General features: G+C 28.7%; 1 protein-coding gene. It reads right to left on the reverse strand.

Annotated elements, in window-relative coordinates; genetic code table 11:
- Positions 1 to 303, reverse strand: a 303-nt coding sequence (locus QWI17_RS23555; RefSeq protein WP_302724990.1) for a helix-turn-helix domain-containing protein, incomplete at both ends; no start/stop codon positions are given.

The raw sequence follows: 303 nt of genomic DNA on the forward strand, positions 1-303 counted from the left end.
ATAAAAGCAGAAGGAGATTCGTTCATTATTTGAGTAAAAGTTGTCGTAAAAGTACTGTGAGAAGCAAATCCGCAATCGCTTGCTAAATAGCTTACTTTCGTATTAATGTATTTCGGCTCATTTTGAAGTCGATTTACAATGTAATTTACTCTCAACTCATTCAAATAAGAATTAAATTGTTTTTGACGATGAGTTTTAATGATTTCGGAAAGGTATTTTGTATTCGTTTCAAATTGTTTTGATAATGAAGCAAGATTAATATCTTTCTTAGTAAAGCCTTTATTCTTCTCAAATAATTCTAAT

It is taken from the genome of Gilvimarinus gilvus (assembly GCF_030518155.1).
GTDB lineage: Bacteria > Pseudomonadota > Gammaproteobacteria > Pseudomonadales > Cellvibrionaceae > Gilvimarinus > Gilvimarinus gilvus.